This window comes from Vibrio sp. PNB23_22_6, assembly GCF_052877535.1.
Map to the genome: position 1 here is coordinate 1 of NZ_JBNFXP010000031.1, position 22,523 is coordinate 22,523.

The following is a 22,523-nucleotide window of genomic DNA, read 5'->3' on the forward strand; positions in this document are numbered from 1 at the left end:
TGCGTTCTCCGTTTGTTTCAGTGTAAACGGAAAACCTCTAATTGCGAGCGACCAGTTTTTCGGGGAGGGTTACAATCTGACTTTAGATGACAGCTTATTGTGCTGGCATGTTGTCGATAATACGTTCACGGATCAACTTAAGGGTTGACTCCGTCGACAAGTAATCAACATCGATAGGGAAGTAAGCATCGTTAATCTGCAATACCAAACTAGGGTAAGAACTGACTCCTAAGCTCTTAGCAAGGCTTAACTGGTCTTGGAAAACACCTTCCAGCAAAGTGCCGTCCATATCGTTCTTGAACTGTTGGACATTCAAACCAATCTCTTTTGCTAACTGTAGATGGGTTGCTTCTTCATGAGGAGGCATTGCTCGCAGATAGTAAGCATGCTGAATGGCTTCCAGCATCTGCTCGTAAGAGTCTTGAAAACCCGCTGCGATAACCGCACGACACGATTGGTACGTACTTCTCACTGGCGTGCACAATGTCCAAAAGTCATAATTGAATTTCGTGCCAAGCTGACACTCGATTTGCTTCCAAACCTGTTCAATTTTTTGCTGCATTTCTGGCGGCATTGGCAGATTAGTATCTGGCGCAAGGCCGCCCACCACATACTCAAATTGAATCACACCTGGCAGTTGTTGTTTCAGTTTTTCTATTGTGGGCTTGTATCCCCAACACCAACTGCACATCGGGTCATGTACGTAGTAAAGCTTTATATTCATTCCACTAACCTAAAAAAGAAAAAGGAGCCAGTTCGGCTCCTTGATATTCTATCGCTAAATGTGAGTATTGACGAATTACTCAGCGTCACCTTCAACACGTGCTGCCGCTTCTTTGATTAGAGGCTGAAGCTCACCTTTCTGGAACATTTCCAAAATGATGTCACAGCCGCCGATCAACTCGCCTTCAACCCATAGTTGTGGGAATGTTGGCCATTGCGCGTATTTTGGTAGCTCTGCGCGGATATCAGGGTTTTGTAGAATGTCTACGTAAGCGAACTTCTCACCACATGCCATCAACGCTTGCGCTGCCTGAGAAGAGAAACCACAGCTAGGCAGTTTCGGTGAACCTTTCATGTACAACAGGATTGAGTTTTCTGAAATCTGTTGTTTGATTTTGTCGATAGTTTCCATCGCTTCCTCATTCATGGATGTGAACTTTAATTATTGCCACATTCTACTCAATAAATGCAGAATAAAAACCACATAATTGATACGTCTTTTACTTAGCCACCTCAAAATATTTTCACATCGGGGTTTTAATAAAGTAAAAACTTGCTAAAATACTTTCCAAGTCAGTCGCCATGACTACAAATCAATAAGAACATTGGAAGCAATCGAAAGGTAATCCTTTCATATCTATGGAGAATCAATCAATGGCATTTGAACTACCAGCTCTTCCTTACGCGAAAGACGCGCTAGAACCACACATCTCGGCAGAAACGCTAGATTTCCACCACGGTAAGCACCACAACACTTACGTTGTTAAGCTAAACGGCCTTATCCCTGGTACTGAGTTCGAAGGCAAAACACTAGAAGAGATCGTTAAAACTTCTACTGGTGGTGTATTCAATAACGCTGCACAAATCTGGAACCACACGTTCTACTGGCACTGTCTAGCGCCAAACGCTGGCGGTGAACCAACTGGCGCGGTTGCGGAAGCAATCAATGCAGCTTTTGGCTCTTTCGAAGAGTTTAAAGCAAAGTTCACTGATTCAGCGATCAACAACTTCGGTTCTTCATGGACTTGGCTCGTTAAGAAAGCTGACGGTTCTCTAGAAATCGTGAATACTTCTAACGCAGCGACGCCACTAACAGAAGAAGGTTCTACTCCACTTCTGACTGTTGACCTATGGGAACACGCGTACTACATCGATTACCGCAACGTACGTCCTGATTACATGAACGGCTTCTGGGCACTTGTAAACTGGGATTTCGTAGCAGAGAACCTAGCGAAGTAACCTCTTCTCCCAAGTTCAATTTAGTTTTATGCAAAAGCTCGCGATTTCGCGGGCTTTTTTATTTTTCATTCCCCCTCTTATCGTGTAATTCCCCCTAAAGTTCTCCCTCTTAGTGCCGTTATAGAAGCATCAACGGGGAGCATCATGCAAATTCATACTTTAGACAAAGCAGCAATCATCAACGAGCTTCAGTTCGGCAATGGGATTAACCATGCTGTACATGATGGTCGTCGTGCTGATTTTGCGCTAATAATGTCGATGTTTTCAAATGACGTGCGTGATGTCGTTCCCGTCGAAGAAGTACCAGAAATTAAAACAAGCGACGATATTCTTCGTCATCAATTTGGTTTATCTCACCCACAAGCATTGCGTTCAGACAGCAGCAGTTATGAGATCGCCGCAGAGCAAACAAAACAGTTTCATCACGCTGGGCTGCCATCGGCAAAGCTCAGTCACTACCTAAAGCCAGATGCGCTAACCTACATGCCTCAGGATACCTTTAACCTACCAGAAGAGGTCTACCACAACTTATCCGGTCATGAACGTCGCAGCTTAGGTGAACGTAATAAGCAATTGATTCCTGAAGCAGGCCTCTATAACCAATTGGTTGCGGCACAACGCCAGTATCAGATCCAAGTACAAGCGTAGCGATTCAATGTTTATCATAAAAATTGCATTTCAAGGACGTAAGAAATGTGACTGCTTACTAATTCCTAAACATTACCTACCATTGACTAAGCGTAGTTTGAACGTATTCACACATAATCAATAAATTTCATCCATGCTGTTAGCACGACCCTTTCTTGTATTGTTTACAAATACACATACACTGAAGATGCTATGGATATTAAACACTCAGTCATTCTCATTACCTCTGCAGGAACCGTTCTTGGCCGAACCTGCTCTAGTCATTTCGCCCATCTTGGCGCGACCGTGGTTCTGTGTGACGAAGACTTAAGTTCCTTAAATGAAACCTATCATCAAATTAGCGTGTTTTCTGACAAGGTATACGAGATAAATGTTTGTAGTGCTAACACAACGTCAGTCAACCTACTGTTTGATAAAATAGAGTCGCGACTAGGCACGACACCGGACGTTGTCGTGAATTGTTGGACCTGCTCCACGCTGCCCAGTTTAATGGCGCCAGAGCCAATGAGCACCTACATTGATCATCTCTCCTCCGCGGCACGATGCCTGTATACCTATGGCCAAGTGAGTGCAGAACGTTTTCGTTCTAGAAAAAAGAAGGGCGTCATCGTCAACGTTATCTCACATGACAACCACGTAAATCTGTCAGGTGTAGAAAGCATAGCTGCCTTAGTATCAGGGTTTACCTATAGTTGGGCAAAAGAGCTCACCCCTTTCAATATCCGGGTCGGTGGTGTCATCCCTTCGGTGAGCCATAGCAGTGAAAACGTGGAAGAAAGTCACTGGGCAGAGGTCCAAGACGAATTGGTGAGGAATACGGCTTATATCGTGACTAACGATTACTTTAGTGGTCGCGTGGTCACGACAGAAGTGTGATATGAAATTCTTCTGCTAAGCAAGGTCATTCTCGCTGAACAAAAAAAAGCCCCAACCTTTAGGTTGGGGCTTTAAGTTTCCCGATTAAGATTTCGTGCTAGCGAAAACCTTATCTCATAAGCAACGCTTAATTATGCGTCAGCTTTTTCTTTTTTTGCTTTTGGCGCAGTTTTCGCTGCTTCTTGGTCTGCTTTCTTCTTGATAACCGTTGTACCTTCGAAAGTTTCACCTTCAACGAACGCTTTACCGTAGTAAGAAGCAAGTAACACTTCTTTTAGCTCAGTGATTAGAGGGTAACGTGGGTTAGCACCTGTACACTGGTCATCGAACGCTTCAACCGCTAGTTCATCTAGTTTCGCTACGAAATCAGCTTCAGAAACACCTGCTGCTTGGATAGACATTGGGATGTCTAGGTTGCCTTTCAGCTCGTCCAACCATGCTAGTAGACGTTCAATCTTCTGAGCAGTACGGTCACCTTCTTGGCTTAGGCCTAGGTGGTCAGCAACTTCAGCGTAACGACGACGTGCTTGTGGACGGTCGTATTGAGAGAACGCAGTTTGCTTAGTTGGGTTGTCGTTCGCGTTGTAACGAACAACGTTCGAGATTAGTAGTGCATTCGCTAAACCGTGTGGTAGGTGGAACTCAGCACCAATCTTGTGCGCCATAGAGTGACAAACACCTAGGAATGCGTTCGCAAAAGCGATACCAGCGATAGTTGCCGCGTTGTGTACTTTCTCACGAGCGATTGGGTCGTTTGCACCGTTCGCGTAGCTTGAAGGTAGGTACTCTTTAAGCATCTTAAGTGCTTGTAGAGCTTGACCATCTGAGTACTCGTTCGCAAGAACAGATACGTAAGCTTCTAGAGCGTGAGTTACTGCATCGTAACCACCAAACGCTGTTAGAGACTTAGGCATGTTCATTACCAGGTTAGCATCAACGATAGCCATGTTTGGCGTGATTTCGTAGTCCGCTAGTGGGTACTTAGCACCAGTCTTGTCGTCTGTAACAACCGCGAATGGCGTAACTTCTGAACCCGTACCTGAAGTTGTAGTGATACATACAAGCTCAGCTTTCTTACCCATTTTAGGGAACTTGTAGATACGTTTACGGATGTCCATAAAGCGCATTGCTAGTTCCGCGAAGTGAGTTTCTGGGTGCTCGTACATTACCCACATGATCTTAGCAGCGTCCATTGGAGAACCACCACCTAGAGCTAGGATTACGTCAGGTTGGAAGCTCTTCATTGCTTCTGCACCTTTCTCAACAACAGATAGTGTTGGATCCGCTTCTACGTCAAAGAACGTTTGAACTTCGATGCCTTGCTCTTTAAGCAGTTTAACTACTTCATCAGCGTAACCGTTGTTGAATAGGAAACGGTCAGTTACTAGGAACGCGCGTTTCTTACCTTCTAGGTCGCTCATTGCGATTGGTAGGCTACCACGACGGAAGTAGATAGACTTAGGTAGTTTGTGCCACAACATGTTTTCAGCTCGCTTAGCTACAGTTTTCTTGTTGATAAGGTGCTTAGGACCAACGTTTTCAGAGATAGAGTTACCACCCCATGAACCACAACCTAGAGTTAGAGAAGGTGCTACATTGAAGTTGTAAAGGTCACCGATACCACCGTGAGTAGTCGGGATGTTTACAAGGATACGTGCAGTCTTCATCTTGTCACCGAAGTAACGGATGCGGTCAGCGTTTACGTCTTGGTTAGTGTAAAGACCAGAGGTGTGACCGATACCACCGATTTCAACCATTGTTACCGCTTGAGCAACCGCGTCTTCGAAGCTGTCAGCACGGAATAGACCTAGCGTTGGAGATAGTTTCTCGTGAGCGAACTCATCATCGATCGATACTTTACCTAGACCTTCACCTACAAGCACTTTCGTGTCAGCAGGAACTTTAACGCCAGCCATTTCAGCGATTGCTGGAGCAGGTTGACCTACGATTTTCGCGTTTAGCGCGCCATCGATAAGAAGTACTTTACGTACTTTGTCAGCGTCAGCTTTAGATAGAACGTGAGCCTTGTGAGAAGCGAAACGCTCTTTCACTTCGTCGTATACTTCGCTAACGACGATTGCAGCTTGCTCAGAGGCACATACTACACCGTTATCGAATGTTTTAGACATCAGGATAGAAGCAACAGCTCGTTTGATATCAGCGGTTTCGTCGATAACGACAGGAACGTTACCTGCACCTACACCGATTGCTGGCTTACCAGAAGAGTAAGCGGCTTTAACCATGCCTGGACCACCAGTTGCAAGGATAAGAGCAATACCGTCGTGCTTCATTAGCGCGTTAGAAAGCTCTACAGATGGTTGGTCAATCCAACCGATGATGTCTTTTGGAGCACCCGCTGCTACTGCTGCATCTAGAACAAGTTTAGCTGCGTCGTTAGTAGAGTTTTTAGCGCGTGGGTGTGGTGAGAAGATGATACCGTTACGAGTCTTAAGAGAGATTAGAGATTTAAAGATCGCGGTAGAAGTAGGGTTTGTTGTTGGTACGATACCACAAATAATACCTACAGGCTCAGCGATAGTCATCGTGCCTAGGTTATCATCTTCTTCAAGGATGCCACACGTTTTTTCGTCTTTGTATTTGTTGTAAATAAACTCAGACGCGAAGTGGTTCTTGATTACTTTATCTTCAACAATACCCATACCAGACTCAGCAACCGCTTGTTGTGCTAGCGGAATACGAGCGTGGTTAGCTGCTAGAGATGCTGCACGGAAAATTGCATCCACTTTCTCTTGAGAGAACGTAGCGAATTCTTCTTGAGCCGCTTTAACACGAGCTACTAGAGCATCTAGTTCAGCCAAATTAGTTACAGGCATAGGGAATCTCCTAAAATTAACAAATATTAAAAACTTTTTAGTAAGGCTATTGTGTTTCGTTTTTACTGTTCATCAGTTATTTAGCAAACAACCGTCTTAGTAAATTGCTTTCAGGACTGAGTATAATATTTCAGAGTGTGAAAAAAATTGACCTGGATCACTTCTCTCTCTCGAAATACCTCAAAAGTAGTGGTTAACCACAACAAAGCAAGCTAAATAACTGATAAATATAAAAATTAAAATAATTTAACTTCAGTACAAAAAAACAGCATACAGATTTGAAACTATAAGAAACAACAATAATGTGTAAAAAAGTTTCATTTTCGGCCAACAAAATTACATGTAGTGCCAAGTTTATGTGCCACTGAGAGTATATCCGCTTTACCTTATCTCTCTACAATCCCTCTATTTTTTTATCAAAAGTGTGCGAATGTTAACGCTTGTATAAAACAGCTCATTCTCTCACCATCTTTTTACGTAACAAATCACTTACAGATTACATACGTTTTCTTCAATAATTAGTTTTTCTCACAAATAGTAGGCCAGATACGTTAGTTTTTTTCATTTCTTCCTACTAGACTTTTGCCTTACATTTAGCGACTAAATTACTCCTTCCCTTTTTCACTACTGTGATCCTTTATGAGTACGCGATATGCAGACTTTTGAGCTAGCGATTTTCCTGCAGTTTTTCCTAGGCTTAGTTGCCGCTGTTAACCCAGTCGGTATCATGCCTGTTTTTGTTTCATTAACCGGTCATATGACACCTGAAGAAAAGAACAAAACCGCAACGACAGCAAACATAGCGGTTGCGATTATTTTGATCATTTCACTCTTTGCTGGTCAGTTACTGCTAGACATGTTCAGCATTTCCCTAGACTCATTTCGTGTGGCTGGCGGTTTGCTGCTTTTAAGTATCGCTTTCTCAATGATGAGCGGTAAATTAGGTGAAGATAAACAGAACAAGCAGGAAAAAACCGAGTACGTTAGCCGTGAGCAGATTGGTGTTGTGCCACTGGCTATGCCGCTGATGGCTGGTCCTGGTGCAATCAGCTCAACCATCGTATACGGTGCGCGTTACCCGAGCATGATGGATACTGTCGGCATTAGTATCACTATTATGCTGTTCTGTTTATGCTCTTGGTTGCTATTCCGTTCCGCTCCTTTGATCGTTCGCTTCCTTGGCCAAACAGGCATCAACGTCATTACACGTATCATGGGTCTGATCCTTGGTGCGCTGGGCATTGAGTTCATTGCTAACGGTTTAAGAAACCTATTCCCTGGCTTAGCGTAAGTTCATAAACTTCTGGTATGATGTTGTGATTGATTTCATTTTCAAAAATGACAGTGCAACATCATGCCTCGCAAGTTTATTAAGCATCATTTATACGTCGTTATCTTCGGTACACATACCCGTGCCGGGCGCGCCTTTGATATCGCGCTGATTATCGCCATCATTACATCACTTGTGGTTCTTATTCTTGAGTCATTACCAAGCGTGATGACAGAGTGGTCTCAACAGCTTCGGTACATTGAATATACGTTCACTGCCCTATTTACCATTGAATACCTACTAAGACTCTACTGCTCACCAAAACCTAAGTCATATGCCACTAGCTTTTATGGTGTGGTAGACGTGCTCGCGATTTTACCCACTTATCTGGCCATCTTCTTCCCTGGTGCGTCCTTTATGGGGGTAGTGCGTTTACTGCGCGTGATGCGCATCTTCCGTATTCTAAAACTGGTTCGTTACCTACAAGACTCAAATATCCTGTTACGCTCACTGCTGATGGCGCGCCGCAAGATCCTCATATTCTTTAGTACCGTGGGGATCCTCGTTACTATTTTGGGGTCACTGATCTTCGTGATTGAAGGTCCTCACAACGGTTTTACTAGCATTCCGAAGAGTATTTACTGGGCCATTGTAACCATCACGACTGTTGGTTACGGGGATATGGTGCCACAAACAGATTTAGGTAAAGCGATAGCTGCACTGACCATGCTGCTGGGCTATTCAATTCTCGCCGTACCGACCGGTATTATTACTGCAGAATTAAGTAATGAAATGAACGCTCACAAACAACTAGTAAAATGTCCGAACTGCAATCGCTCAGGTCATGATTCAGATGCAATGCACTGTAAGCATTGTGGTAGTGAACTTGCCGACCCTGATAAACGCATTGTCAGAAATGAAGAGACTAAAAATCAGTCATGATAAAAAAGCGCCCAATTGGGCGCATTCAAAATAGATATCTTAGAACTGGGATAGATTAAGCCTTTTCAGCAAGGATAATTCGTAGAGTTCGGCGTAGAGGCTCTGCCGCCCCCCATAGTAGTTGGTCACCGACCGTAAAGGCATTTAGGAAATCATCGCCCATAGCCATCTTACGTAAGCGCCCTACCGGAATAGATAGCGTGCCTGTTACTTTCGCTGGCGTTAGCTCTTGAGCGGTAATGTCACGATTATTTGGAATTACTTTCACCCAGTCATTGTGCGTCGCAATGATCTCTTCGATTTCATCCATTGGCACGTTTTGCTTCAGCTTGATCGTCAATGCTTGAGAATGACAACGCATTGCACCAATACGAACACAAGTACCATCAATTGGCACTGGCGCATCTTGGAAACCAAGAATTTTGTTCGCTTCAACGCCCGCTTTCCACTCTTCTTTACTTTGACCATTATCACGCTTCACATCGATCCAAGGGATCAAAGAGCCCGCTAGCGGCACGCCGAATTGATCAGTAGGGAATGAAGAACTGCGCATGATGTCAGCCACTTTCTTGTCGATATCAAGAATAGAGCTAGAAGGATTCGCCAACTCGGAACTCACCGCGTCGTTGATCACACCCATCTGAGAAATCAGCTCACGCATATTTTGTGCACCTGCGCCAGACGCCGCTTGATACGTCATTGCACTTGTCCACTCAACTAGGCCTTTCTCGAACAGACCACCAAGGCCCATTAGCATCAAGCTCACTGTACAGTTACCACCAACAAACGTATTGGTACCACCGTGAATGCCTTGCTGAATTTGTGCTAAGTTTACCGGATCTAGCGTGATGATGGAGTCTTCTGCCATACGCAGTGTAGAAGCGGCATCAATCCAGTAGCCTTTCCAACCCGCTTGACGTAACGCCGGGTAAACTTTCTCTGTGTAACCACCACCTTGACACGTAATCACGGCATCAAGCCGCTTTAAGCTGTCAATATCGAAAGCATCTTGCAGTAGGCCCGCATCTTTGCTGTTTACAAATAGCGGTGCAGGAATACCCACTTGAGACGTGCTATAGAAAACTGGCTCGATCAAATCGAAGTCATTCTCTTCGACCATACGCTGCATCAAAACCGATCCGACCATGCCGCGCCAACCAACTAAACCTACTCTCATCGCATTAACTCTCCATGTATATTTTTGAAACTTTCTCCATAGTTCAATTTTCGACACAAAATCTCAAGCACTAATTTGAAAATAAGTACAACTTTTCGGCACTTATGCTTAGAAATGTCATCCAAAGAGGCATTCCTTTCTTTTGTTCTCTATGAAAACGGCCATTCACGAACAAAAGCCGAGGGGTGTTTGGTTATGGTCTTACCACTAAATGAGAAAATGAACATATGAAGCACGCTACATTTACACTACAAAACATTTAAGTCCATTTTGATTAATAATTACAGTGTATATATTTTACAAGCAAACGTTTATATGGACGATAGGCAAGATAAATCACCAAATGTTCGAAATATAATTTTTGTTAATGTATGTTAGGCCCGATTACAACAGGGAGCGCCTTCCTCTATTGCTCCAAGAACGACAGAGGCACATATGAAGCAAGTTACACCACGCCTTCCTAGTCTGATACAGGCATTGATCGCACTAGGTTTGTTTCTTTTTTTGGCGTTTTCATTTACTGCCAAATTAAACCTGCCAATTCAGCTCGCACTCTATATTGGTTGGTTCATTATTATGCTATTGGGCCTAAAACTTGGTCACCAGTATAAAGACCTAGAAAAAGCGGCACTAAACGGCATTTCTAATGGCTTAGGTGCGGTACTTATTCTTTTGGCTGTTGGCGCACTCGTGGGGACATGGATTTCTGGTGGCATTGTGCCAAGCATTATTTACTATGGTTTAAATGCGATTCACCCATCGATCTTTTTACTCGCAACCATGATCATTTGTTCTTTGACAGCTCTTGCTACGGGTACGTCTTGGGGCGCGGCTGGTACGGCTGGTATCGCAATGATGGGGATTGGACAAGGTCTTGGTGTACCCGCGTCAATTACTGCAGGTGCGGTGCTTTCAGGTTGTTACTTTGGTGACAAGATGTCGCCACTCTCTGACTCGGTCATCCTCGCTTCTTCAATGTCAAACGTTGAAGTGGTAGAGCACATCAAAGGCATGCTGCCGATCGCCCTAATCAGCTACATCATCACTGGCATTATGTTTACTGCGTTCGGATTCCACTACGCAGGTAAACTCGACATGAGCCAAGTGGAGTCAGTCATTCTGGCGATGGAGCAACAGTTTTATATCACCCCTTATTCATTTGTGCCTGTCATCATCGTGTTAGGTCTACTTGCGATGCGTATGCCTTCTTTCCCGGTCATCAGCTTTGGCTCACTGCTGGGTATCATTTGGGCAGTCATGATTCAGGATGTCGACTTCCTAACCGCATTTAATACCGCATGGGCTCCATTTGATATCTCTTCTGGTGTGGAGTTCATTGACTCGATTCTTAACCGTGGCGGGATGTCTTCCATGCTTAGCTCGGTTGCGGTAATCGTATTCGGTCTGGGTTTTGGTGGCTTACTCGATAAAGTCGGTGTTTTGGACACCATTGCGAAACTGTGCGAGAAACGAGTCCAAAGTGCGGGCTCACTCGCTACCAGCACCATTGGTACAGCATTCATGGGTAACGTTTTTGGCTCTGCAATGTACGTATCGCTCATCCTGACACCAAAAATCTGTGCGAAAAACTATGACCGCTTGGGCTACAAACGTAAGAATCTATCACGCAACGCTGAATTCGGTGGAACGCTAACATCAGGTATGGTGCCATGGAGTGATAACGGTATCTACATGGCAAGCATTCTTGGTGTGGCCACCCTATCTTACGCACCATTCATGTGGCTGAGTTTTGTTTGTATCATCGTAACTATCTTCACTTCTTACATGGGTTGGTTTGTTGATAAATGTGAACCAACTGTGGACAGGGCAGAACAAGAAGAAAGCGAACTAAAACAGCAAACCGCTTAATCTCGTCAGCCAAACAAAAAAAGAGCGCTTCGTGCGCTCTTTTTTGATCTTACGTTTAAATGTTTCTCTTTAGACTGACGTTGGTTTCACTCTCACCGCAGAGCGTTTACCTAACATGTAGCCTAATGCTAGAGGCGCAAAGAAGATCACCAAGATGAATAAAATGAAGTAGATAATGGTGCTCTTCACCAGTTCAATCAGCTTGTCCATCGCCAAACTCACCACTTCCTGTGAAACATGGTCCAAGTTTTTAGCAAACTGAGCACGCTCACTTGAGATGATTTGTGCGATCTCTTGACGCTCTCTCGCCACCATTTTCTCTAGTGCTTGTCGCTCTTCACTTAGCTGAGATAAACGCTCTTCCGCTTTTTCATCAATATCTTCAACCAGTGGCTGCAACTGCACGGCCATTTGCTGTGCCAGATTTCGCATGTACTCAGGATTGTTGTCGATAAAGTCTTTAAGAGACTCTGATGTCACTTTTAAGCTATTCAATGCGGCATTAACGTGTTCAATACTTGCCGCGCTGTTCAACGCTAATAACTGTGCTTTCCACGTCATAATTTTTGGCGTTTGCTCAGACACGAGGCTTAGCCGGTCAGATACATCACCAATCGCTTCTGGCATCGTACCTAACGTCGTCACCGCCTCCTCTTCACTGATTTTGCTCGCCTCTAACCACGCTCGATAAGCCGGTGTACGAATCATGCTTAAATCAGCAAACGGGTATTGTGCAACAAAGTCTGCCACAAAGAGTTTGGTCTTGTTGTATACGTCTTTCTTCAATAACGATTGCGCTAGCTTATCGACCTCTTTCGCAAGGTGGGCGGAAACTTGCTGGGCTTCTGTGGTGGCAAACAAATCCTTCCCAGCGCCTTGAGAGTAAAACTGATTCATTTGCAGTGTAAACACCCAAGTATCAATCAACGCGGCCATAGGAGAAACTTGGTATGCCGCAGCTTGCAAGCCTTCTTCTGCGTTAATTTTCCAAAGTAAAATGTAAGACTGATGCACTTTATCTCTCGGCTCGTAACGTTCGTGGAGCACATCTGCGGCTTGCTCGACTTGAGCAAAAAACTGTTGAGCGTATTCCCGTGTCATAATACGCATGTTTAATTCTTGCTTGGTCAGCGGAACCGTTTGGCTATCAATTTTGATTTCCAGCAGCGAGCAGCCTGAAAGCGTCAAAACGAAACAAGCCACCATCAATGAGGATAGTCGGCGGATAGACATGAAATTACCTATGGTCAAAATCTACAGAACAAAAAAGAAATAACCAAGTCACAGAAGTAACTTGGCTATCGCGGCTATTTTAAGCCAGAGAGAGTTCAACCCGTTAGTAATTATCGCATCTTTTCAAGATTGAGAACTTGCTGGGCAAAATCGACCGTTCGTTTCAGTTCATTGCTCAACTTGGCAATCAGAGCCTTTGGAACTTCAATACCTTGCTTCATTAAGTGTTCAATATCGCTAGATACGCTATACAGAACCATCGCCCCTAAGTTACCAGATACGCCCCTCTGGCTATGTACTAGTCGTTGAGCTCTCTCTCGGTCGTCATTATTCATTAACTGCCTGAACTTCCCTCCATCACCGGAGTGGTCGTGAATAAAAAGTTCAAGCAAAAAGCGAACGGCCGCCTCGTCACCTGACAATGAATCAAGAATGTTATCAATATCGAGAATGGGTTCTTCCACTGCCAAGAGCATATCCTCCAAATGTTCTTTCTTATCCGTGACTAAATTCGCCTTCATTCATTTTTAACGATTGAGTGAAGGATGAGCCAACAACCGATAAGAGCTTGTTCTTCGCTTGCACACTGCACATAAAAAAAGAGAGCACGCGGCTCTCTTTTTTATGAATTAGTTACGGCTTAACTGATCTTTTAGGTTTGGTGGAGTGCCTTTGATCGTTAGTGTGTCGGTTTCAGGGTCGTAGAAAATACGCTCTCCAAGTAACAGACTATCGAAGCTGATGTTCAAACCACCACCAGCCCCGACATACTTAGTCAACTTACGGACAGTTGAACGATCACCAGGGAAAGAGTCTTCTAACTCATAACCTTGCTCTTTGGTGAAGTCCATAAAACTCGTGCCACCTTGGCTTGCCGGCAATTCACCAGACAGTTCAGCTATTTGCACTTCATCGCCCGATTTGATTTGCTCGTTACAGTAGTTGTAAACCTGCTTCTTGTACTCGTTCGCTTCTTGCTTTTCCAACTTTGAATCTGCACAGAAGTCTTCTACCGCCTGCATCAACACTTGGTTTTGCAACTTAGTGTCTAAACCTATGTCTGCCTGCAAGAAATCGAGGAAGAAATCCGCCACTTTACGACCAACACGCCCTTTAATGTACGAAAGGTAACGATTTGAATCGCGATCCGTATCGTAGCTAGATAGATCAATACGTGCAGCGATGTCCATTTTAGTGATGTCTAGGTAGTCAGTGGCACTAATATCTAAGCCTTCTGTTACTTTTAGGCTTTGGTTCATTGGTAAAATACCGATAAACAGATAGTCAGTGGCTAAACTTTGATACTCAGCGAAGACTAAAATACCTTCGTCAGCGAATGGATACTTAATCAACTCTTGTTTCAAGCGATTTGCACTGATTTGTGAGAAGTCGTAAAAATCTCTCTCTCCTTTGCGCATTTCCTGAAGCCAAAACTGGAATTCGCTGTCTGACTGGAAAGAGCCGAAACCTTTGCCCGCTTTAGAATGGAATACGCGATGCAGTTCCGCAACGAGATTCTCTGTCGAGGTATCGTTCTCTAACGATGCCGGGCGAAAGTTTACAACCAGTTCGTCCTGATCGTTTTTGCACAGTTGGTGCAAAATGACATTTGAAAGATGAAGGCTCATAGTGATTTTATCTTGCTACAAGGTTTAAGTTATTAGGCATTGTAGGTTATCATAAGCCGCTTTTACTATCATTATTAGAGTCTTTATGCCGATTACATCTAAATATACTGACGAACAAGTAGAGAAAATTCTTGCTGAAGTGGGTGCTGTCCTAGAAAAACACGCAGCTTCTCCTGAGTTGACGCTAATGATTGCCGGAAATATCGCAACCAATGTCTTAAATCAACAAGTTGCTGCTTCACAACGCAAACTTATTGCTGAAAAATTTGCTCAGGCACTGATGTCTTCTCTTGACGTGCCAAAAACACACTAATCACGGACAATAGAACAAGTACATGGTAGACAGCGGAAACTCATACGGCGAACGCGTATCTCGACTGGTTGGTTGGGGTCATTGGTTTGCATTCTTCAATATCGTCGCATCGATGTTGATAGGTACACGCTATATCGTTCAGTCGCCTTGGCCAGAAACCTTGATGGGACAATTCTATCTTGCGGTTTCTTGGGTTGGCCATTTTGGCTTCCTCGTTTTCGCTCTTTATCTGTTGGTTCTATTCCCGCTGACGTTTGTCCTGCCATCTCGGAAGCTTTTCCGTTTGGTGGCAGTGATATTCGCGACGATTGGTCAAACCCTTTTGTTGGTCGATACGCAGGCCTATCAGTCAATTAACCTTCACTTGACCCCTGTCGTTTGGGAGCTGTTATTTAGTGAAGATAAAAGCGCCATTAGTACAGATTTACAACACCTTTTTGTTGTTATGCCACTGATCTTCCTGATTCAGCTTGGTCTGTCTGAATGGGTTTGGCGCAAACAGCGCAAACTTTCTTACAAACACATAGGCCGTCCATTGGCCGCTGTGTTCTTCTTGAGCTTTATCACTAGTCACTTGGTTTACATTTGGGCTGATGCCTACTTCTATAACCCGATTACTAGCCAGCGTTCTAATTTCCCATTGTCTTATCCGATGACAGCGAAAAGCTTCATGGAAAAGCATGGCTTACTCGATCATGAAGAGTACCTTAAGCGCTTAGCAGAAAACCAAAACAATGTAGCCCTCGTGAACTACCCGCTCGAACCGCTTGAATTTAACCGTCGTGGTAGTAAGTTGAACGTACTGATGATCAGCGTCAACAACCTTCGTGCCGATGCACTTAACCAAGACGAAATGCCAGAACTCTATCGGTTTGCGCAAAACAACCAAAATTTTATCAATCATTACAGCTCAAGCAACGACGCTTACGGGGCGTTTGGCTTGTTTTACGGCTTACCGAGCAGCTACGCAAGCAGTATCAAAGCTCAAGGCTCTGCTCCTGTACTGCTTGATGTACTAACAGAACAAAATTATAACTTTGGCCTGTTTAGCGGCAATGGATTTGAAGATACTCTGTATTTCGAAGTCATCTTCAGAGATCTAAACCTTGCAGAGCAGCTTGATGGAACGCAAGCACACAACGATAAACAATCCATCAATGCTTGGAAGCATTGGCTAACAGAACAAGCGAAACAGCCATGGTTTAGCTATATCGAAGTGACAGCTGTTGATAATTTCGAATCAGAACCTACAGTTGCGAACAAAGAAACGCTTGCGAGTGAACGCTTCAAAAAGGCATACGAAAAAGCCGTTAAATCCGCAGACAAGACCGTTGCAGGGATTATTGAAACCCTTGAGCAACAGCAATTATTAAACAGCACCATTGTGATTATCACCTCTAACCATGGTAGTGAGTTTAATGAAACCAATACCAACAGTTGGGGCGCTAACAGCAACTACAGTCGTTACCAACTTCAGGTGCCTATGATTATTCATTGGCCGGGCATGCTTCCTGGGGAGTTTTCTCATAGCACAAGCCACTTGGATCTTTCAGTCACACTGCTACAAGATATGTTGGGTGTATCATCCAATCCCTACGACTACAGCAGTGGCCGCAATTTATTTGATGAAAGCCGCCGTCGCTGGATCTTAGCGGGTGATACCCAAGAAATTGCCTTAATCACTGGTTCTCAAACAACCGTCATCGACAAGTTTGGTAACTATAAACTGTACAATGACGACTACAAGCGCTTGCGAGAAACCACACCCAAGCTACCAGTGCTGATGCAAGGCTTAACAGAATTACAACGCTTCTATTCGAAAAGCAATTAATTCGAGCAAAATCTCTACATCCGGGGAGCTTTTTTGTATCTTTTATCAGCAAACAGTTCATAATCGAGCAGTAAACGTCCAAACGATTCATTTTGGGGTTTACAAGATTTTCAAAGCCTTATATTATGCGCTCAACAACGGAGAGATGGCTGAGTGGTTGAAAGCACCGGTCTTGAAAACCGGCGTACGTTAATAGCGTACCTAGGGTTCAAATCCCTATCTCTCCGCCACTATTCATAGAGATAAGCCGCTTATTTTCAGCGGCTTTTTTCTTTTCTGGCCCACTCGAATTGCTCACTGAGTCAATGAGGTGAGTCAATGTATTTATATAAAAACCGCTACAGCGTCTACTACGGCCGTATCTGTTCTCCCAAGCGTTTAGTCGCACTCGGCTTTCCATTCGATGTTAAATTCAGCCTGAAACCAAAGGGCGAAATATTGCGCTTCGTCGCTGTCACCCCATCATGATAATGATCTTTCACAGAGCTTTGCCACAATCAAGCAACAGCAGAACTGTAATTTTTGTTCACCTATAGATATCAAGTGTACTTCTAACCAAATCGACACTTAGCATAGTTCAACTCAACATATCAGTTCGTAATTATTTACACTCTCAACTAAGCTTTATTCACTTAGTTATAAACTGATATCAACCTATGTGAAGAGTCACAATTTGGACGTAAATATATGGAAAACAAACTAAAAGTAGGTCTAAAAACGCTTTTTGGAACATTACCCAATATCGAACGATACCTACATTTTGCGGTGCTTTTCTGGGTATTATTGCAATTACTTTCAAGCGGTTTGATGCATGTCCATGGAGACACTGAATTGAACCAAATTAGCGACCTCGCCTTTATTCATATCTATTCTGGTCTGGTGTTGCTTCCGGTTAGCCTAATCTTCGCCACTAAGGTCATCATGCGTCGTAAAATTCAAGATCTTTACCCTTGGCTATCTGGTCATTACCAAGTGATTAAAGAGGACGCAGAGTCGTTATTGAAACTTGAGCTACCCGAAGCCAAGCCATCCGGGTTAGCAGCAACAATAGAAGGGCTCGGGATTTTAGCGCTCATACTTGCGGTTGTGACTGGCTCCGTTTGGTATCTAACGGTTTTCACTAGTGGTCCAAGTGAGTGGCTACTCTCGATCCACAAACTGTCCGTCACGTTTATCCAAGTTTATTTCTTTGGACATGCCCTATTTGCGTTGCTGCATTTAGTGCAATGGTGGCGTGAATCCTCTACCTCTTAGTTTTTAGAATCTGAGATAAAACAGTAATACTCGACGTTCACCAGTGACTTGTAGAAGCGGTTCATTGCCGAAAAAACACATCGTGGGCCGCATGAATGAGCTGCATGTGAATGGGCACTAAATCGGCGTGTTGAGTTCGGTAGCCTCCCCCAACGACAGCCGCGACCGGAATGCCTTTGTCTTTCATCAACTGCATTAGAAAACGGTCGCGTTCCAAGACGCCTTGCGTGGAAACATCGAAATACCCCAGTTCATCATCGGTGTGAATGTCGACGCCTGCATCGTAAATCACCAAGTCTGGACGATGCAGGTGAATTGCCATCTTGGTCACTTCCTTAAATGCCATCAAAAATGCTTCATCATCCGTTCCTCGAGCGAGAGGCACATCAAGATCGGAGGCTGGTTTTCTCGCCGGAAAGTTTTTATCGCAGTGAAATGATAAAGTCACAATGTCTGGCTCATGCTCACACAAGGTTGCCGTACCATCGCCGTGGTGTACGTCACTATCAATGATCAACACTTTATCCACCAGCTCATTATCTAGCATATGTTTTGCAGCAATCACCAAATCATTGAAAAGGCAAAAACCACTTCCGAAGTCTTTATGAGCATGATGATAACCACCACTAAGATGAATCGCGATTCCCTGCTCTAGTGCGAGTTCTGCTGTCAGGACGGTGCCTGCCGTCGAGGTGAACGTCCTGGTCATTAATGACTCACTCCAAGGGAAACCAATTCGACGCATCTTCGCTGCGGGCAAAGTACCACTGACCAGTAAATCCACATACTCCTCGCCATGCACTCGCTTAATGTGATCGGCGGTCAATGGCTCAGGTTGGAAAAGCTGTATCTGATGACCCCAACGTGCTTCATTCATCTTCGTCAATACCGCTTGGTAAAGAAACTGATACTTCATGATTGGATAGCGGTGCCCAATTGGCAAATCGAGTTGCGAATAGATAGGGTGATAAATCAATGGCAGCATACGTCGGTCTTTTGGTACATGATGAGGAAATAGTACCAACTTCGAGCAATGAATAAAAATGGCTCATCACTGACGATTTCTGAAGATGCTCTTTCGTCCTCTCTCCCTGCGTCTTAAACCCAACTTAATGACTTGAGTTTCGCCATTTTCAAACCAGACTTGGTGAATTTGCAGTGAAGATCATGATCTCAATTACTGCTTAAGAAGTGCAGGCAAGCGTCAAACCCAAGTCAATCGCGATGCGCTGGTGGATTTGGGCAAACAAGTGAAACAAGACTTAGGTAAGCGTGTTCTCACTCAGGACGATGTAAGAGGGGCGATTCACAATAACGATAACTTGTTTGATTAATAGGTAAAGAGTAAAGCGGCACCCAAATGTGCCGCTTTACTCTTTAGGAGGATTGACGCTTAGCGGCACTTGATTTAGATGTACTGCCCTTTGAATAACTGCGTTTCTTACGTTTAAAAGCTGGTCGCTCGACTTTTGGCAAATGTCGTAACGACTCAGGAATCGGCCCTGCTTTGACCTGTCCCATCAATCCATCGATACGCTGCTCTAAAGCGTGCATAAACGGTTGGTAAGCTTGATTTCTCTCGGCCATTCCTTGCAGTTGGTGCTCCCAGTTTGCAGTCATATCCGGGTAGGTCGCATCGATCGGTAAAGCATGAACCAGACCTCGCCCTGCTTGGGAGCTCAGTATCGATTTACCTTGCCGAGTCAAAAGTTGCCGCTTAAACAACGTATCGAGAATCCCCGCACGCGTGGCTTCTGTACCAAGACCGTCGGTGTCTCTGAGGATCTTTTTCAGCTCTTTATCGGCAACATAACGGGCAATTCCTGTCATGGCTTGCAGCAGCGTTGCTTCTGTAAAATGTTTTGGCGGCTCAGTCTTGCGATCTTTTATTTCCCCTTCGCGACACGTCAGCACGGTTCCTTCGGGTAACGGTGGCACCGCATCAATGCCCTCATCTTCTTTGTCCGTTTTACCCATTAACGCTTTCCAACCAGGGGACACCAACTGACGACCTTTCGCCACGAACGTGCCACCCGCAATATCGAAGACCAGCTTCGCTTCTGCATACACCGCTGCTGGATAAAACTGCATCAAATACTGGCGAGCAATGAGCTGGTACACTTTCATCTCGTTACCCGACAAGGCATTCACATTGGCTTGTTTCGGTGTGGGAATGATCGCGTGGTGCGCATCGACCTTTTTATCGTTCCATGCTTTGGATTTGATGGACAAATCGGCACCTTGTACCGCGCTATGAAGCTCTTTAGCGTTGTTCGAGATAGCCGATGTCACCGCCCCCGCTTGCGCATAATGCTCTATCGGTAGGTAACGACAATCTGAACGAGGGTAAGTGATCAACTTGTGCTTTTCATACAATGCCTGACAGGTATCCAAGGCCTGCTGTGCGCTCATGCCGTAACGCTTTGCCGCATCAATCTGTAACGCAGATAAGGAGTACGGAAGTGGCGCAGATTGCTTGGTTTGCTTTTGCTCCGACTCGGTCACGTTAGCGGGTTGGTTTGCAATGCGACTCGCCACATTCTCTACCAGTTTTCGGTTTAAAATGCGCCCTTCTTCATCCTGCCAAGGCTTACAAGCTTCACTGGGTTTCCAGCGTGCTCGAATATCAAAAGCGCCATTGTGATCTTGATACGGAATGAGAGCGTGTAGCGTGAAGTAATCTTTAGGCACAAAGTTTTCGATCTCTTCATCGCGGCGAACCACCAAGCCCAACACGGGGGTTTGCACCCGCCCTACCGACAACACCCCCTGATAACCCGCTTTTTGCCCAAGCAAGGTATACGCGCGAGACATGTTCATTCCATAAAGCCAATCCGCTCTTGAGCGTGCAAGCGCAGACACCGAAAGAGGAATGAAATCACGATTGCTACGCATCGAGTTCAACGCGCGTTTGACTGCGGGTAAGTTCAAATCGGAAATCAGCAGGCGCTGAGTGGCCTCTTTTTTGGCTTTGGAAAGCTTGCAGTAATCCAGTACCTCATCCACCAGCAACTGACCTTCTCGATCTGGGTCTCCGGCGTGAATCACTTCCGTTGCCTCTTTTAGAAGCTTACGGATCACAGTGAGCTGTTTGCTGGCACTTTTCCTTGGTCTTAATTGCCACTGCTGGGGAACAATCGGTAAATCTGCCAGGTTCCATTTTTTGTAACGCTCGTCGTATGCGTCAGGCTCAACTTGCTCTAGCAGGTGGCCAATGCACCAAGTGACCACATCGCCGTTGCCACAACGAATAAAACCTTGGTCTTTCTTTTGAGGATTAGGAAGTGCCGCCGCAATCGCGCGGCCTAAACTTGGTTTTTCAGCAATAAACAGACGAGACATAAGTTTTTGGAAGTCATAATAATTAGGGCCACATTATCTAATGTCGCCCTAACAAATCAAGAGAAACTGTACAGATAAACAGTAATTAATCCATATCTTGTATTAACTACCGTTCCAGCCACTACTTCTCACAGAAAAGCACATGAGCAAGTAGCTTGAGACCCAAAGCCATGAGATCCCAAGGTTTAATTTTAAACAACAAATTACGGAAAAAACGCATATATAACCCTTACTTCGCTTTAAAACGAAGATTGAAAGATAAAATAATGTTAAGCGATTGCGTTCTTTGCTATCCTTTGGGTTCGAATCTAAAGGTGCTTAGCTAGAACACAATCTGGTCAATGCACAAGATAACCCTAAGCAGTAATGTTTAGGGTTTCTTTTATCTCTTTTTCACCTGTTTACCTCCTATTTTTATTAAGCACTAAAAAGACACTGTTCGTTATAAATCTTCGCTTTCTCAATTACTTCAACATAATAACCACATTCTAACCGATTATGGCGAGAGGGTGCGAATCAAGTTAGAGTAATCTTCTTTAATATCGTATCTTTCTTCACGCTAACGCCCAATCTTATAACACGGCCTATGGATAAATATATGAACAGAGGCCATCCCCGTAGGAATGGCCTCTATTTAATTTCGTTTATCTAATCGGCTTTAATATTTAACGCTATAAAAACTCAACAAACTTAGAGAGTTCACGCTCTGGAACTTTCATTGCAGTACAACCCGGCGTCCCCAGATATAGAAAACCAACAATTTGATCTTCGCCTTCTAAGCCAAATGCTTGGTGCACTGTTGGATGGAACATCCACTTACCTGAACGCCAAAAGCCTTGGAAGCCTTGTGCTACCGCTGCCATTTGCATCGCTTGTGCTGCGCAGCCAGCAGAAAGGTATTGTTCAAACGCTGGCACTTTTTCATGCTCAGTGACCTTAGCGATCACGGTGATCACCATAGGTGCACGAAACGGGGCATTCTTCACTTTTTCAATCACCGCGTCTTCACTATTGTCTGCGATAGCGGCTTTAACCAGAATATCCGAGAGTTTCTTTAAACCTTCGCCTTGAGCGATGACAAATCGCCATGGTGTTAAACCAGCGTGGTCTGGCGCGCGAAGACCAGCACGAATGATGTTTTCTAGTGCCACCCCCTCAGGCGCAGGCTCTGACAACTTAGCGATAGAACGACGATTGAGCAAAAGATCGAGAGCATCCATGAACGGTTCCTTATTGAATATAGCTATTATTGTTTACGTTGCTCACTTTAGCACAATCCCCTACCACGAATAACACTCTGTTTTAAATGGTGTCAGCGCGTGAGGAGAAAGAGATTCTCACAAC

21 protein-coding genes and 1 tRNA gene are annotated in these 22,523 nt (G+C 44.5%); 12 read left to right on the top strand and 10 right to left on the bottom strand.

What is annotated here, in order from left to right; translation table 11 throughout:
• Positions 1-94: 94 nt before the first annotated feature.
• Positions 95-724, bottom strand: a complete 630-nt coding sequence (locus ACVA54_RS17835) for a DsbA family protein (RefSeq protein ID WP_446649813.1) — start codon at positions 722-724, stop codon at positions 95-97.
• A 75-nt stretch (positions 725-799) separates the two neighbouring features.
• The gene (locus ACVA54_RS17840) at positions 800-1,135 is read right to left on the bottom strand and encodes a Grx4 family monothiol glutaredoxin (RefSeq protein ID WP_099079483.1); all 336 of its coding nucleotides are present in this window, start codon (positions 1,133-1,135) and stop codon (positions 800-802) included.
• A 242-nt stretch (positions 1,136-1,377) separates the two neighbouring features.
• On the opposite strand from ACVA54_RS17840, the gene sodB reads away from it, so the two are divergent.
• The 3 genes from sodB to ACVA54_RS17855 all read left to right on the top strand — a co-directional run bounded on the left by sodB (position 1,378) and on the right by ACVA54_RS17855 (position 3,486).
• Positions 1,378-1,962, top strand: coding sequence for a superoxide dismutase [Fe] (gene sodB / locus ACVA54_RS17845; RefSeq protein WP_099079482.1), 585 nt, complete (start codon positions 1,378-1,380; stop codon positions 1,960-1,962).
• 144 nt (positions 1,963-2,106) lie between these two features.
• On the top strand, positions 2,107-2,610 hold the full coding sequence (locus tag ACVA54_RS17850) for a VC2046/SO_2500 family protein (RefSeq protein WP_119463644.1): 504 nt from the start codon (positions 2,107-2,109) through the stop codon (positions 2,608-2,610).
• Between the two features lie 192 nt (positions 2,611-2,802).
• Complete coding sequence (locus ACVA54_RS17855; RefSeq protein WP_119463645.1) at positions 2,803-3,486, top strand: SDR family oxidoreductase; 684 nt, start codon at positions 2,803-2,805, stop codon at positions 3,484-3,486.
• Between the two features lie 131 nt (positions 3,487-3,617).
• Here the strand turns inward: ACVA54_RS17855 and adhE are convergent, their stop codons facing one another.
• A complete protein-coding gene (gene adhE / locus ACVA54_RS17860; protein WP_099079479.1) occupies positions 3,618-6,320 on the bottom strand; it encodes a bifunctional acetaldehyde-CoA/alcohol dehydrogenase in 2,703 nt (900 codons plus the stop codon).
• Positions 6,321-6,972: 652 nt separating this feature from the next.
• On the opposite strand from adhE, the gene ACVA54_RS17865 reads away from it, so the two are divergent.
• Positions 6,973-7,611, top strand: coding sequence for a YchE family NAAT transporter (locus ACVA54_RS17865; protein WP_099079478.1), 639 nt, complete (start codon positions 6,973-6,975; stop codon positions 7,609-7,611).
• A 63-nt stretch (positions 7,612-7,674) separates the two neighbouring features.
• Positions 7,675-8,532: an ion transporter gene (locus tag ACVA54_RS17870; protein ID WP_099079477.1), complete on the top strand. Its 858-nt coding sequence runs from the start codon at positions 7,675-7,677 to the stop codon at positions 8,530-8,532.
• Positions 8,533-8,587: 55 nt separating this feature from the next.
• Here the strand turns inward: ACVA54_RS17870 and asd are convergent, their stop codons facing one another.
• Complete coding sequence (gene asd, locus ACVA54_RS17875; RefSeq protein WP_446580473.1) at positions 8,588-9,709, bottom strand: aspartate-semialdehyde dehydrogenase; 1,122 nt, start codon at positions 9,707-9,709, stop codon at positions 8,588-8,590.
• A 435-nt stretch (positions 9,710-10,144) separates the two neighbouring features.
• On the opposite strand from asd, the gene nhaC reads away from it, so the two are divergent.
• A complete protein-coding gene (gene nhaC / locus ACVA54_RS17880; RefSeq protein WP_446649814.1) occupies positions 10,145-11,578 on the top strand; it encodes a Na+/H+ antiporter NhaC in 1,434 nt (477 codons plus the stop codon).
• 69 nt (positions 11,579-11,647) lie between these two features.
• On the opposite strand, the gene ACVA54_RS17885 is transcribed toward nhaC, so the two are convergent.
• From ACVA54_RS17885 to yejK, 3 genes are all read right to left on the bottom strand, one after another.
• Positions 11,648-12,811 (bottom strand): chemotaxis protein, encoded by a 1,164-nt coding sequence (locus ACVA54_RS17885; protein WP_099079474.1) that lies wholly within the window; start codon positions 12,809-12,811, stop codon positions 11,648-11,650.
• A gap of 110 nt (positions 12,812-12,921) precedes the next feature.
• The gene (locus ACVA54_RS17890; protein WP_446649818.1) at positions 12,922-13,275 is read right to left on the bottom strand and encodes an Hpt domain-containing protein; all 354 of its coding nucleotides are present in this window, start codon (positions 13,273-13,275) and stop codon (positions 12,922-12,924) included.
• Positions 13,276-13,440: 165 nt separating this feature from the next.
• A complete protein-coding gene (gene yejK / locus ACVA54_RS17895) occupies positions 13,441-14,439 on the bottom strand; it encodes a nucleoid-associated protein YejK (RefSeq protein ID WP_099080275.1) in 999 nt (332 codons plus the stop codon).
• 85 nt (positions 14,440-14,524) lie between these two features.
• Between yejK and ACVA54_RS17900 the strand changes: the two genes are divergently transcribed.
• The 5 genes from ACVA54_RS17900 to ACVA54_RS17920 all read left to right on the top strand — a co-directional run bounded on the left by ACVA54_RS17900 (position 14,525) and on the right by ACVA54_RS17920 (position 17,837).
• A complete protein-coding gene (locus tag ACVA54_RS17900; RefSeq protein WP_099080276.1) occupies positions 14,525-14,752 on the top strand; it encodes a YejL family protein in 228 nt (75 codons plus the stop codon).
• Positions 14,753-14,774: 22 nt separating this feature from the next.
• Positions 14,775-16,583 (top strand): DUF3413 domain-containing protein, encoded by a 1,809-nt coding sequence (locus ACVA54_RS17905; protein WP_446649815.1) that lies wholly within the window; start codon positions 14,775-14,777, stop codon positions 16,581-16,583.
• A 139-nt stretch (positions 16,584-16,722) separates the two neighbouring features.
• Positions 16,723-16,813 (top strand) — tRNA-Ser (locus ACVA54_RS17910).
• Positions 16,814-16,901: 88 nt separating this feature from the next.
• Entirely contained in the window at positions 16,902-17,051 is a 150-nt protein-coding gene (locus tag ACVA54_RS17915) for a hypothetical protein (RefSeq protein ID WP_446649816.1), read from the top strand.
• A gap of 219 nt (positions 17,052-17,270) precedes the next feature.
• Entirely contained in the window at positions 17,271-17,837 is a 567-nt protein-coding gene (locus ACVA54_RS17920) for a cytochrome b/b6 domain-containing protein (protein ID WP_099080293.1), read from the top strand.
• 61 nt (positions 17,838-17,898) lie between these two features.
• On the opposite strand, the gene ACVA54_RS17925 is transcribed toward ACVA54_RS17920, so the two are convergent.
• Positions 17,899-18,822 (bottom strand): histone deacetylase family protein, encoded by a 924-nt coding sequence (locus ACVA54_RS17925; protein ID WP_446580480.1) that lies wholly within the window; start codon positions 18,820-18,822, stop codon positions 17,899-17,901.
• Between the two features lie 166 nt (positions 18,823-18,988).
• Between ACVA54_RS17925 and ACVA54_RS17930 the strand changes: the two genes are divergently transcribed.
• A complete protein-coding gene (locus ACVA54_RS17930) occupies positions 18,989-19,171 on the top strand; it encodes a hypothetical protein (protein WP_099080295.1) in 183 nt (60 codons plus the stop codon).
• A 43-nt stretch (positions 19,172-19,214) separates the two neighbouring features.
• Here ACVA54_RS17930 and ACVA54_RS17935 read toward each other — a convergent pair whose 3' ends face one another.
• Together ACVA54_RS17935 and ACVA54_RS17940 are read right to left on the bottom strand one after the other, a co-directional pair.
• Complete coding sequence (locus tag ACVA54_RS17935; protein ID WP_446619258.1) at positions 19,215-21,179, bottom strand: DNA topoisomerase III; 1,965 nt, start codon at positions 21,177-21,179, stop codon at positions 19,215-19,217.
• A gap of 671 nt (positions 21,180-21,850) precedes the next feature.
• Positions 21,851-22,399 carry an NAD(P)H nitroreductase gene (locus ACVA54_RS17940; protein WP_446619257.1) on the bottom strand — a complete coding sequence of 183 codons (549 nt, stop codon included), beginning with the start codon at positions 22,397-22,399 and terminating at the stop codon, positions 21,851-21,853.
• Positions 22,400-22,523: the final 124 nt, after the last annotated feature.

Excerpts from the sequence above, each read along its gene's own strand:
- ACVA54_RS17835 (WP_446649813.1), bottom strand. The coding sequence starts at position 724 with ATGAATATAAAGCTTTACTACGTACATGACCCGATGTGCAGTTGGTGT.
- ACVA54_RS17840 (WP_099079483.1), bottom strand. The coding sequence starts at position 1,135 with ATGGAAACTATCGACAAAATCAAACAACAGATTTCAGAAAACTCAATC.
- sodB (WP_099079482.1), top strand. The coding sequence starts at position 1,378 with ATGGCATTTGAACTACCAGCTCTTCCTTACGCGAAAGACGCGCTAGAA.
- ACVA54_RS17850 (WP_119463644.1), top strand. The coding sequence starts at position 2,107 with ATGCAAATTCATACTTTAGACAAAGCAGCAATCATCAACGAGCTTCAG.
- ACVA54_RS17855 (WP_119463645.1), top strand. The coding sequence starts at position 2,803 with ATGGATATTAAACACTCAGTCATTCTCATTACCTCTGCAGGAACCGTT.
- adhE (WP_099079479.1), bottom strand. The coding sequence starts at position 6,320 with ATGCCTGTAACTAATTTGGCTGAACTAGATGCTCTAGTAGCTCGTGTT.
- ACVA54_RS17865 (WP_099079478.1), top strand. The coding sequence starts at position 6,973 with ATGCAGACTTTTGAGCTAGCGATTTTCCTGCAGTTTTTCCTAGGCTTA.
- ACVA54_RS17870 (WP_099079477.1), top strand. The coding sequence starts at position 7,675 with ATGCCTCGCAAGTTTATTAAGCATCATTTATACGTCGTTATCTTCGGT.
- asd (WP_446580473.1), bottom strand. The coding sequence starts at position 9,709 with ATGAGAGTAGGTTTAGTTGGTTGGCGCGGCATGGTCGGATCGGTTTTG.
- nhaC (WP_446649814.1), top strand. The coding sequence starts at position 10,145 with ATGAAGCAAGTTACACCACGCCTTCCTAGTCTGATACAGGCATTGATC.
- ACVA54_RS17885 (WP_099079474.1), bottom strand. The coding sequence starts at position 12,811 with ATGTCTATCCGCCGACTATCCTCATTGATGGTGGCTTGTTTCGTTTTG.
- yejK (WP_099080275.1), bottom strand. The coding sequence starts at position 14,439 with ATGAGCCTTCATCTTTCAAATGTCATTTTGCACCAACTGTGCAAAAAC.
- ACVA54_RS17900 (WP_099080276.1), top strand. The coding sequence starts at position 14,525 with ATGCCGATTACATCTAAATATACTGACGAACAAGTAGAGAAAATTCTT.
- ACVA54_RS17905 (WP_446649815.1), top strand. The coding sequence starts at position 14,775 with ATGGTAGACAGCGGAAACTCATACGGCGAACGCGTATCTCGACTGGTT.
- ACVA54_RS17915 (WP_446649816.1), top strand. The coding sequence starts at position 16,902 with ATGTATTTATATAAAAACCGCTACAGCGTCTACTACGGCCGTATCTGT.
- ACVA54_RS17920 (WP_099080293.1), top strand. The coding sequence starts at position 17,271 with ATGGAAAACAAACTAAAAGTAGGTCTAAAAACGCTTTTTGGAACATTA.
- ACVA54_RS17925 (WP_446580480.1), bottom strand. The coding sequence starts at position 18,822 with ATGCTGCCATTGATTTATCACCCTATCTATTCGCAACTCGATTTGCCA.
- ACVA54_RS17935 (WP_446619258.1), bottom strand. The coding sequence starts at position 21,179 with ATGTCTCGTCTGTTTATTGCTGAAAAACCAAGTTTAGGCCGCGCGATT.
- ACVA54_RS17940 (WP_446619257.1), bottom strand. The coding sequence starts at position 22,399 with ATGGATGCTCTCGATCTTTTGCTCAATCGTCGTTCTATCGCTAAGTTG.